This window comes from Chryseobacterium gwangjuense (assembly GCF_021311115.1).
Classification (GTDB): Bacteria; Bacteroidota; Bacteroidia; order Flavobacteriales; family Weeksellaceae; genus Chryseobacterium; species Chryseobacterium gwangjuense.
In genome coordinates this window covers 1-11,742 of sequence record NZ_JAJTNP010000003.1, presented here as the reverse complement: position 1 = coordinate 11,742, position 11,742 = coordinate 1, and the positions used below count along the sequence as shown (strand labels likewise).

The 11,742-nt window shown below is 33.2% G+C and carries 10 protein-coding genes and 1 rRNA gene; 5 read left to right on the top strand and 6 right to left on the bottom strand.

Features of this window, described 5'->3' with window-relative positions; translation table 11 throughout:
• Window positions 1–29: 29 nt before the first annotated feature.
• Complete coding sequence (locus LV842_RS06560; protein WP_233110665.1) at window positions 30–476, bottom strand: GNAT family N-acetyltransferase; 447 nt, start codon at window positions 474–476, stop codon at window positions 30–32.
• 118 nt (window positions 477–594) lie between these two features.
• Complete coding sequence (gene hutH, locus LV842_RS06555) at window positions 595–2,082, bottom strand: histidine ammonia-lyase (protein ID WP_233110664.1); 1,488 nt, start codon at window positions 2,080–2,082, stop codon at window positions 595–597.
• A 129-nt stretch (window positions 2,083–2,211) separates the two neighbouring features.
• Between hutH and LV842_RS06550 the strand changes: the two genes are divergently transcribed.
• From LV842_RS06550 to LV842_RS06540, 3 genes are all read left to right on the top strand, one after another.
• Entirely contained in the window at window positions 2,212–2,973 is a 762-nt protein-coding gene (locus tag LV842_RS06550; RefSeq protein ID WP_233110663.1) for a hypothetical protein, read from the top strand.
• Between the two features lie 79 nt (window positions 2,974–3,052).
• Window positions 3,053–4,843: an excinuclease ABC subunit UvrC gene (gene uvrC, locus LV842_RS06545; protein WP_233110662.1), complete on the top strand. Its 1,791-nt coding sequence runs from the start codon at window positions 3,053–3,055 to the stop codon at window positions 4,841–4,843.
• A 101-nt stretch (window positions 4,844–4,944) separates the two neighbouring features.
• Window positions 4,945–5,727 carry a T9SS type A sorting domain-containing protein gene (locus LV842_RS06540; RefSeq protein WP_233110661.1) on the top strand — a complete coding sequence of 261 codons (783 nt, stop codon included), beginning with the start codon at window positions 4,945–4,947 and terminating at the stop codon, window positions 5,725–5,727.
• Between the two features lie 72 nt (window positions 5,728–5,799).
• On the opposite strand, the gene LV842_RS06535 is transcribed toward LV842_RS06540, so the two are convergent.
• Genes LV842_RS06535 through LV842_RS06525 form a run of 3 tightly spaced genes read right to left on the bottom strand, consistent with a single transcriptional unit; the run spans window position 5,800 to window position 8,526 of the window.
• On the bottom strand, window positions 5,800–6,540 hold the full coding sequence (locus LV842_RS06535) for a hypothetical protein (protein WP_233110660.1): 741 nt from the start codon (window positions 6,538–6,540) through the stop codon (window positions 5,800–5,802).
• 11 nt (window positions 6,541–6,551) lie between these two features.
• Entirely contained in the window at window positions 6,552–7,634 is a 1,083-nt protein-coding gene (locus LV842_RS06530; RefSeq protein WP_233110659.1) for a putative type IX sorting system protein PorV2, read from the bottom strand.
• 13 nt (window positions 7,635–7,647) lie between these two features.
• Window positions 7,648–8,526 (bottom strand): DMT family transporter, encoded by an 879-nt coding sequence (locus LV842_RS06525; protein ID WP_233110658.1) that lies wholly within the window; start codon window positions 8,524–8,526, stop codon window positions 7,648–7,650.
• Between the two features lie 347 nt (window positions 8,527–8,873).
• On the opposite strand from LV842_RS06525, the gene LV842_RS06520 reads away from it, so the two are divergent.
• Window positions 8,874–10,502 (top strand): acyl-CoA carboxylase subunit beta, encoded by a 1,629-nt coding sequence (locus tag LV842_RS06520; protein WP_233110657.1) that lies wholly within the window; start codon window positions 8,874–8,876, stop codon window positions 10,500–10,502.
• Between the two features lie 18 nt (window positions 10,503–10,520).
• Window positions 10,521–11,168: a hypothetical protein gene (locus LV842_RS06515; RefSeq protein WP_233110656.1), complete on the top strand. Its 648-nt coding sequence runs from the start codon at window positions 10,521–10,523 to the stop codon at window positions 11,166–11,168.
• A 501-nt stretch (window positions 11,169–11,669) separates the two neighbouring features.
• Here the strand turns inward: LV842_RS06515 and rrf are convergent.
• Window positions 11,670–11,742 (bottom strand): 5S ribosomal RNA (gene rrf, locus LV842_RS16140); the annotation flags it as partial.

Here is an 11,742-nt window from a genome sequence, read left to right as displayed (position 1 = left end):
ATGCTTAAGATAACATTTAACAGCATGAATTACAGTTCCTTTTTATAACAAACACTATTCTCTACTCCGATATATTGTCCATAATTAGGAATAAGATCGTATCCGTTTTTCTTATATAAAGCAATAGCTTCCGGTTGTTTCAGCCCGGTTTCTAAAACACCAAATTTATATCCCTCACTCTTTGCCCAAATTTCTAATTCATTAAGTATTTTCGAGGCGTAACCATTCCCTCTGTATTCCGGCTGTACAAACATTCTTTTGATTTCTACGGTGTCCTCTTCAAATTTTTTGAAGGCTCCACAAGCAATAGGTTTTTCATTGATATAAAAAAGAACACAGTTTTTCAACTGATCAATGGAATTAAACTGATGATAAAACGTATGTTCATCCCCATCACGTACCGCTAAATCCTGATCTAAAAGCTTTACAAGATCTTGAAAATCTGTATTGGAAGAATCTGTTCTTTTTATTGCCATTGAATTCGTATTTACACAAAAATACTTATTTAAGATGATTTTATATTCTTTCCATAATTATTGAGCCAAGTAAAAAAGCTCCCATTTCTGGAAGCTTTTCTATTATTTAAAACGAGAATTAATTAACTACAAATTTTCTTTCATTAATCAATTCTGCGATGGCCAACATATCTTTTCCGATTAATCGGTCATCTTCAAGCTTAGCAACTTTTGAACGAAGAATTGTATAGTTTTCTTCAATAATTTTTGAACATTTTGAAGGTCTTCTGAATTCTAATCCTTGTGCAGCAAACATTAATTCAACAGATAAAATATTAACCAAATTACCCAAAACCTGATTGAATTTTCTTCCGGAAATACTTCCCATTGAAACGTGATCTTCCTGTCCTAAACTTGTAGGAATTGAATCTGCAGAAGCCGGGAAACACAATGTTTTGTTCTCCGTAACCAATGCCGCAGAAGTATATTGAGGAATCATGAATCCTGAATTTAATCCAGAGCTTTCTGTTAATAATCTTGGTAAGCCGTATTTTCCTTCTAATAACAAATAACTTCTTCTGTCTGAAATATTTCCTAATTCAGCAGCAGCCAATGTTGCATAATCTAATGGCAAAGCCATCAACTGCCCATGGAAGTTTCCACCTGAGATCGATTCTTCAGCACTTAAAACAATTGGGTTATCCGTTACAGAATTCAATTCCGTTTCAGCCATCATTTTCAAATGTTCAAAAGCATTTCTACTTGCTCCGTGAACCTGAGGAACACATCTCATTGAATAAGGATCCTGAACTCTCTCACAATCTTCGTGAGCTTTCATATTTTCAGAACCTTTTAAAAATTTCAGCATTCTTGCCGCCACTTTTTTACTTCCTTCAAACGGTCTGATTTCGTGAAGTTCCTTTTTAAACGGACTTTGAGAACCTCTATATGCTTCAAGACTCATTGCTGCCGTCATATCAGCAAGGTCTAACAAGTATTCAAATTTTTCTAATCCTTTGATAGCGTGAGCAAGTATAAACTGAGTTCCGTTAATTAATCCAAGTCCTTCTTTTGGTCCTAAAGTTAATGGCTCAAGATCATTTTTTTCTAAGACTTCAGCCGTTTCAAAAATTTCATTTCCAACCCAAACTTGCCCAAGTCCTAAAAGTGGTAAAACAAGATGTGATAAAGGTGCTAAATCTCCCGAAGCTCCTACAGAACCTTGCTCCGGAACAACAGGAATAATATCTTTTTCAAGCATTAAGATAAATCTCTCGATTACTTCCAGAGAAACTCCCGAAAATCCTTTTGACAACGCATGAACTTTAGCAATCATCATAATTTTTGAAAGTTCCTTATCAATTGGCTTTCCTACACCTACTGCGTGAGAGATGATCAGATTATATTGCAATTGTGCTGTTTCATCAGCAGAGATTTTTGTATCGCAAAGAGGTCCGAAACCTGTATTAATCCCATAAACACAACGATCTGAATCTACAATTTTCTGAACATTCTTCTGAGATTTTAAGATTTGTTCTTTCGCAGCTTTGTTCAGCTTAGCCTTATTTGGAGCTTTACAGATTTCCAAAACATCATGGAAACTGAAAACATCTACACCGTATATCATTCTAAAAAATTTGTCTTAAAATTACGCATTTAACAATAATTGGAAAAACTAATTTCAACCCTAATTATTTTTTGTTGGTCAACTCATTTAATTTACTATTTTTAAGCCCTTTAAAATAAACTATACACTATGAAATTTAAAACATTGCTGCTTGCGTTATTTCTTGTAAGCACCGCTTCTTTCGCTCAGAAAGTAAAATACACAGATGCAGAAGAAAAAGTAATGGAAACTTATTATTTTGACGCCCAATTTCCTGGTGCCGGCAAAAAAAAGACTTCTATCGTTATCCTTAAAGACGGAAGCATTCACAAAGGCTATTTTGAAAATTTAAAATCAAAAAAAAGTCAGATCTATTCAATTTCTATCAAAGACAGTGTTACCAAAAAACCGATGACTTTTGATGCAGAAAATGTAAGTGAACTCTATCTTTACAAATCTAGTTTTGGTAAAGTAATGATGGTGAGTAAATATATGTCTAGCATTAGAAACTATCAGACTAAAAAACTGGGTGATATTACTTCAAAAGAATATGTACATTTCGTCAACCAAACGGCATCTTTAAAAAATAAACAGGAAGAACAAGAGTTTTTGATGCAACTTATCAATCCTGAATTCGATAAAATTATTTCAGTATATAACGACCCAAGAGCACACCAAACCAATAGCTTTGTCACAATGGGACCTGTACAATTAGGAGGTGGCGTTCTAAAATCGTATTATGTTAAAAAAGGAGATAAGGTTTTATGGCTGGAGAAAAGTGATTTTGATGATAATTATGATTTCCTTTTTGGAGACAGCCCTGAATTCATGGCAAAGTATCCTAAGAAATCGGTAGATTGGGGATACTTCAGTTTTTTAGTTATGAAGTATACAGAAATGTCTGCAAAATAAATTCAACCTATCAATATGTAAAAGCTATAGAAAAAATCTGTAGCTTTTTTTATGATCTTAAAATCGCTATTTTTGTTATATGAATCCTTCTTTAGAATTACAACTTAAAACTTTACCTTCCGAACCTGGCGTTTATCGTTATTATGATAAAAACGAACAACTTTTGTATGTAGGAAAGGCTAAAAATTTAAAGAAAAGGGTACTTTCTTATTTCAACAAAAATCTTTCCGGATACCGAATCAAAATCATGGTCGGGAAAATCCAACGATTAGAGACTACGATTGTAAACAGTGAATATGATGCGCTTTTATTAGAAAACAATCTGATTAAAGAGCATCAGCCGTTTTATAATGTCATGTTGAAAGATGACAAAACCTATCCTTGGATTTGCATTAAAAATGAAGATTTTCCAAGAATTTTTCTGACAAGAACAGTTATTAAAGACGGATCAGAATATTTTGGACCTTATGCCAAAGTACGTCCTGCAAAGATCTTGCTAGATACCATTAAGCATATTTACAAGCTCAGAACCTGTAATCTTAATCTTGCTCCCAATAAAATCGATGATGGGAAATATAAAGTCTGCCTGGAATATCACATCAAAAATTGTGAAGGACCATGTGAAGGACTTGAAAGTAAGGAAGACTACGACGAAAAAATTGATGCCATCCGTGGAATCATCAAAGGGGATTTCCGAAAGGCAAAAGAGTATCTGATCAATCAAATGATGAGACATGCAGAAAATCTTCAGTTTGAACAGGCTCAATTAATTAAAGAAAGGCTTGATATTCTTGAAGATTATCAGGCAAAAAATACGGTTGTTAATCCGAATATAGATGATGTGGATGTGTTTGGAATGACCAGTGATGAAACAGCAGCATATGTAAATTTCTTCAAAATAAGAAACGGAAATATTATTCAAAGTTTTACGACTGAGATAAAAAAAATCCTTGAAGAATCTGATGAAGATATTATGGAAGAGGCTTTAATTGAGATCAGACAAAAATTTGGTTCAGATTCAAAAGAAGTCCTTCTCCCTTTTCATTTATCCGTGGAAATTCCGAATGTAAAATTGATTGTTCCGAAAGTCGGTGATAAGAAACGTATTGTGGAACTTTCTGAAAAAAACGCCAAAGAATATCGTTTAGAAAAATTAAAACAGGTTCAGATCGTTGATCCGGAAAGGCACACTAACAGAATCATGGCAGAAATGCAGAAATTACTGAGAATGCCCGTTGAACCAAGGCATATTGAAGGTTTTGATAACTCAAATATTCAAGGCACAAATCCTGTTTCTGCATGTGTCGTATTTAAAGACGGAAAACCAAGTAAAGCCGATTACAGAATTTTTCACCCTAAAACCGTGGAAGGTCCTAATGACTTTGCCACCATGGAAGAAGTGATTTATCGTCGTTACAAAAGAATGTTGGATGAAGGGGAAAATTTACCTCAGTTAATTTTGATTGACGGAGGAAAAGGGCAATTATCTTCGGCTGTAAAAAGCTTACGTTTACTAGGCTTGTACGGAAAAATTACCATTGTCGGAATCGCAAAAAGATTGGAAGAAATTTTCTTTCCAGAAGATCCCATTCCTTTATATCTTGATAAAAAATCGGAAACATTAAAAATTCTTCAAAGAGTAAGAGATGAAGCTCACCGCTTTGGAGTAAAGCATCACAGAACCAGAAGAACAAATTCTACCATAAAATCTGAACTAGAGGAAATTCCTGGAGTCGGAGAAAAAACGATTGAACTATTACTTTCAAAATTAAAATCTGTAAAACGAATAAAAGAAGCTGATTTAGTAACACTGGAAGAGATTTTAGGAAAAAGTAAAGCTAAGGTAATTCACGATTTTTTTAACAAATAATTCAATTATAATAAATTAAATACAATTATATAATTATAAAATTTAATTATTAATATTTTTTTCATAATTTAGTACTACCTCTAACAAAAAAATCTAGTACTATGAAAAAAAACTATTTTTTTGCAAAATTATTTGCAGGAATATTCGCATCCACAATAGCCAATTTTTTTAACGCCCAAACGTATTGCAACCCATCTTATCCGAGTGGTTGCTCAAGCTGGAGAGTTACCCAAGTAACCATTCCTTCTATAAGTTTTGATAATACGTTTGCATCAGGAACCTGTACAACAGCCAGAGACCGGACTTCTGTAACAGTTAATTTAAGCACAGGAACTTCATATGCTATTAATGTAACAACTACAGGATGGATTTCCTGCGGAATGGCAATTGATTTCAATAACGACGGAGATTTTGATGATCCAGGAGAATCATTATTCTTACCTGGATATATTGCAAATGCTACACAAACTTATACTGGAAATTTCTCCATTCCAACTTCTGTAGCTAATGGGAATTACAGAATGAGGGTATGGAATCGTTTAGCCAATTCGGGTCCCGGAACACCTTCAGATTCTGCATGCGGAACATATGCTTATGGAACCTGGACAGACTACACTGCTGTTATTGCTTCATTATCAACATCTGAAGTATCAAAAGTATCAGCAAAAGTTTATCCTAATCCTGTTTCTGATTTTCTAAATATTGAAGGTAAAAATATCATTGAGTCTATTGAAATTTACGATGCCAATGGTAAACTAGTTAAAACAATTTCACAAAAAGGTAATTCTGCTTCAGTGAGATTATCAGATCTGGCTCCTGGAACTTATTTTGCAAAAGTGAATGATAATAAAACCAACCAAACTATTAAGTTTATTAAAAAGTAGATTTTAAAATTTTATCATAAAAATAGCCTTCAAAACGAAGGCTATTTTTATATCGTTTAAATTGTTTTAATTTTATTTTTTAGAGAAAATCTCTTTTGCATATTCTCCATTAGATTGCGGAATTTCAATCACAATATTTCCGTTTTCAAAATATCCCAATGTAGACTCTCCATTTTGCAATTTTACTCGAAAAACATCATTTTTTGTGGTAGTTTTAAAAGTAGCAAAAGGTGAAGAACTGTTTGCACTGACTAATATAAATTGACTTTTATCAACCTGAATCTTCTGGAAATCCATTTTACCGTTACTGAATTTCAATGCTGAATTATCTGTTGATATTGAATTGGTATTTACTTCTTCAGTCGTTACTATTGTTGTGGTAGTTTTTGCTAGAGATTGATTAATCGGTTTCGCAGGGGAAATCGACATATAAGTTTGCTTTAATGCATCCTGATACCCCTCTTTATATTCTTTAATACTAGAGGCTCCTTTAATTGATTGTATTTCTTTATCATTACAATCCTTAAATTTTACTAATACCTTATTTCTCAAAAATCCGCCATCATCTATAATATCTGCCATTAGCACATTACAAGGATTATCTTTTGCTTCTGATGGCCATTGTAATTTATCTGAAGGAACAACAATGTAGTTCTTGCTTTGTAATGTTTTTGTTAATAAATCTTTTAGACCAAAATCTTCTTTAAAAGTTTCAAATTTAGCAGGTAAAGAAACATATTTATAATCGGAAACTTTTTGTGCAAAAGCCGCCAAAGAAGAAAGCGTAAGAATAAATATTGTCGTTTTTTTCATCAATTCAAATTTTAATCATTTCTAAATTCTCCCATATCCAATTTCAGAGAGAAGAAATTGGAATAGAAATTAGACCCTCCAATTCCTGAGTTACTAATCGCATAATCCAGCGTAAGACCTCTATATCTGATCCCGATACCTGCACTTGGCTGAAAAGACACTTTTCTTTTCAGATCTTCAATATCTGTGATTGATTGGAATCTGTTAACCCCTAATCGTACGAAAATCATTTTTTGGTATCCTAATTCAGCTCCCGCATAAGGAGTAATACTGGCAATATCAGAAGAAATTAATGCTGCGGTTTTAGCAAAATCTACATTTAAACCTGCTTCAGGTAAAACATATACACTGCTGTTAATTTCAAACAACTTACTTGCTCCAACATTCAACTTAGGCATAGTAAGTTCCATTTTGTCAGACGGAGCCGGGTTAAATTCCTCTCCATTCACAACAGTTGATAATTCCTTTTGATTAATCGTCCAGAAGTTAACGGTAGTTGTTGCATCACGAAGCATTCCTCCGAACTTCCATCCGTTATCAGCTTTATAAATCGCCCCTACATCAAACCCAAAACCATATCCGTTTGCAAATTTTCCGACATTTCGATAGACAATTTTAGCATTTACCCCTACATCTAACTTTTGATTTCCTCCCGGATGAAAAGCATAAGAAAGCAATGCCGCATAATCAGATTGAGAAAATTTGGTGATTTTATCATAATCAATATTACCTTCTGCATCGATCATTTGAGTGGTATTCAAAATATTATCAACTCCTAATCTTACCACAGAAACTCCAAAAACACCTTCTTCCAATACTTTTGCATAGGCCAAATAATCATATTTAGCAATAGATTCAAAATATTCAGCGTGCATGGCAGCTCCTTGCCAATCTCTTTCAATAGACAAAAGACCTGCAGGATTCCACATAGGTGAATACACATCATTTTGATTGGAAATTACCGCTCCTCCCATTGCCAATCCTCTTGCGCCTGCTCCAATATTTAAAAATTCGTTGGAATATTTTCTGATAATCTGAGACTGTGAAAGTCCAAAAGCGAAGGAAAATAGTATTAAAAGGTATTTTTTCATCATATCTAGGCGATGCTTAATTAAGTTGTTTTTGTTTTTTTGCTTTTATAAATCCATTGATAACAATTGCCAATATCATTACAAATGAAGCGACATAAAAAATAGAACTCATATGTTCTGATTCTCCAAAGATAAAAAAAGCTAATATAATTCCGTAAACCGGCTCTAAATTAACTGTTAAAATTAAAGTAAAGGGTGAAATATACTTCATTAATTTCACAGATTCCAACATGGGAAAAGCCGTAAAAACACTCGCCAATAAGCATATTAACGCAATATCTCTATAACTTATTTCATTCATGTGGAAAATTTGCCCTGAAAACAAATATATAACCATCAACATAGACCATCCACAAAAAATTTCATAAAAAATGATATTTCCGGAACTTGTTTTCCCAAACATCTTTCCATTGAAAACAGAAAATATGGTTCCGAACACTGCACATAAGATTCCGTAAAAAATACCTTCTTTATATTGGAATTCAGTTTTAAAGATCAGCAGTATACAAGCAACGATAACTAATCCCATTACCACTTCAGAAACATCAATCTTTCTTTTAAAAATAACAGGTTCCAAAATAGATGCAAATAAAGTGGACAGTGAAAGGCAGCTCAATGCTATTGAAACATTTGATACTTTAATTGAATAAAAAAAACAATACCAGTGAAGCGCCATTGCAAAACCGATCGCGGCCAGCTGAAAAAATATTTTTTTAGAAACTTTGATGCTTTCCTTCTTATAAATTCTAATAAAAGCATACAAGAAGATCGCTGCAAATAACATTCTGTAAAAAACTAAAATCTGCGCATTCGCATGAATAAGTTTTCCCAAAATTGCAGTAAATCCCCACAAAAAAACAATTAAATGCAATCTAAAAAGTGCCAACTTATGCATATCCTACTTCTTTTTAATTTTTAATAGGCAAATTTACAAATCGCTTTAACATATTGCATAAATTTATTCAATTTTATATAAAAAAACCCTGAAAATTTGCTCAACTTTCAGGGCCTTTCAAATAATAAACTATTAAAAAAATAAACTAGGAACTTAGAGTATTTTTATAGAGAATATACCTCCAATACTCTAACGTAAAGTTAAAAAAAATATCAATAATATAAAAACATTTGCATGTTAAAAATATCACAATTTTCTGAAAACCAATATTTTAAACACTTGTTTTAATTCAGTTTAAATTCCTTTTAAAAATAGTATCTTTAGCACTATAAAATGCATTTATTTTTATGGACCTTGAATTCAACAAAAGAGAAGATCAAAACAGATTAAAATTATCCGAAATTAATCGCTTACTGGCCGAAATTAAAAAAGGCGGTGGTGAAAAAAGACTTCAAAAACTTCGTGATGAAGGAAAAATGACAGCAAGAGAAAGAGTTGAATATCTTCTCGATAAAAATTCAGATTCCATAGAAATTGGAGCATTTGCCGGATATGAAATGTATCAGGAGCATGGTGGATGTCCAAGCGGTGGAGTTGTTGTAGTTATGGGATATGTTTCCGGTAGACAATGTCTTATTGTTGCCAATGATGCATCAGTAAAAGCCGGAGCTTGGTTTCCGATTACAGGAAAGAAAAACCTTAGAGCTCAGGAAATTGCGATGGAAAACAAACTTCCTATCATCTATTTAGTAGACTCCGCAGGTGTTTATTTACCAATGCAGGATGAAATTTTCCCTGATAAAGAACATTTTGGAAGAATTTTCAGAAATAATGCTAAAATGAGTTCTATGGGAATTATCCAGATTTCTGCAGTTATGGGAAGTTGTGTAGCAGGTGGTGCTTATCTTCCAATAATGAGTGATGAAGCTATGATTGTGGATAAAACAGGTTCTATTTTCCTTGCTGGAAGCTACCTTGTAAAAGCTGCAATTGGTGAGAGTATTGATAATGAAACTTTAGGAGGAGCAACTACACACTGCTCAATTTCCGGAGTTACCGATTATAAAGCTAAAGATGATAAAGATGCTTTGGATAGAATCAAAAATATTATGAAATCTATCGGAAGTAATGAAAAAGCTGGTTTCGACAGAATTGAAAGTTTCCCGCCAAAAGAAAATCCTGATAATATTTTCGGAATCATGCCTGTTTCAAGAGCTGAGCAATATGACACTTACGAAATCATTAAATGTTTAGTTGATAATTCTGAATATGAAGAATACAAGGCTGATTACGGTAAAAGTATTGTTTGTGCTACAGCAAGAATTGATGGCTGGTCTGTAGGAATTGTTGCCAATCAAAGAAAATTGGTAAAAAGTGGTAAAGGAGAAATGCAGTTTGGAGGGGTAATTTATTCTGATTCGGCTGATAAAGCAACACGATTTATTGCTAATTGTAACCAAAGAAAAATCCCATTGGTTTTCTTACAAGACGTTACCGGATTCATGGTAGGTTCCAAATCAGAGCATGGTGGAATTATTAAGGATGGAGCAAAAATGGTAAATGCCGTTTCCAATTCAGTGGTACCTAAATTCACCATCATTACAGGAAACTCTTATGGAGCAGGAAATTATGCAATGTGTGGAAAAGCTTATGATCCAAGATTAATTGTAGCTTGGCCTTGGGCAGATTTAGCTGTAATGGGTGGAGCTCAAGCCGCAAAAGTGTTGGCACAAATCCAGGAATCTACACTGAAAAAACAAGGAAAAGAAATTTCTGAAGAAGAGCATAACGAAATATTAGATACCATATCAAAAAGGTATCAAAAACAAACTGAGGCAACTTATTCGGCAGCCAGGCTTTGGACAGATGCTATTATCAACCCAACCGACACAAGAAAATGGATTTCGATGGGTATTGAAGCTGCTAACAATGCTCCTATCACTGAAAAATTTAATTTAGGAGTGATTCAGGTATAATTTTATAAAAACATAATCATGAAAAAACAATTATTAATCTTAATCGGTATTTTAATTTCCGGCTTATCATTCTCGCAATGTAGCATAACTGGAAAATCAATCTTAAAAGTTCAGGATGAAGAGACTTACAGTCTTTCTCCCGAGATAGGGCAATGTAAAGATTGTCATTTATGGTCTAATTACGGTAAGAATGCAACGATAATAGGTGATAACAAACTTAGCAGCATTAAGCTAAAAGCAAATGTAATAGGGCGTCAATTGATATCTATTTCGGCCCTTACTTCAGAAGGAATGGTTCAATGTAGTAAGACTATTGAAATATTGGATGGAAAGGACTATGATGATGCAATCAATGGAGCATCCACTGACGTAAAGCAAAATACCTATACAAGCAAAAGTTGTGATGTTGAAGTCACTGACTTTAAGCAAGGAAAATTTGGTGACGGAATTGTAAACTTCTTCCCCAATATTTCTAATAATGAATATAAATATAGTTGGACAGTCACTTATTCTGATGGAAGCATTATGAAATCCGCAGATAAGACTCCTCAATTTCCATATACCAAGGAAAAAGGGATCAGTGTTGTAAAGCTACAAATTTTCTCAAAAAACTGTATTAAAGACCTTTCTAGATCTTATGAACCTATTTTCTGGGAACATTTTTAATTTTAAAGCATATTTATTCTAATAAAAAAATCCGAAGAAAAGATTCTTCGGATTTTTTATTTGTTGTCATTTTAATAAGGTATAAATCTTCAATAGCCATAATCTGCTTTTTATAACTAGACTATTGATTACAATTTTTAATACATGAAATCAGATTTATTAAAACTTCTTTATCACCTAAAAAGGTCTGTAAATAAAAGACGAGGAACAATTTATATAAGTAGCTGTTTCCCGCTTTCCCTACTCGCTTTTTTACGCCTGTCTACTTATTCCATTCCAGTAAAAAGAGCTCAAACATACCGTTCAATCGGGGCTAGAAACCCATATTCAATTACTATATAGCTCTAATCAAGACTATCTTTTGAAGATTGTCTATAAGATCCATTTCTTCCTATCCCAGCTTACTTATTCCTTTTTACTTTTTCTTTCTGTTTTAGTAACACGTAAAAAGGTATAAAACAAAAAAAGTCTCATAGAATACTCTATGAGACTTTAAATAAAAACTGGCGGCGACCTACTCTCCCGCTTTCGCAGTACCATCGGCGCTGGTGGGCTTAACTTCTGTGTTCGGAAT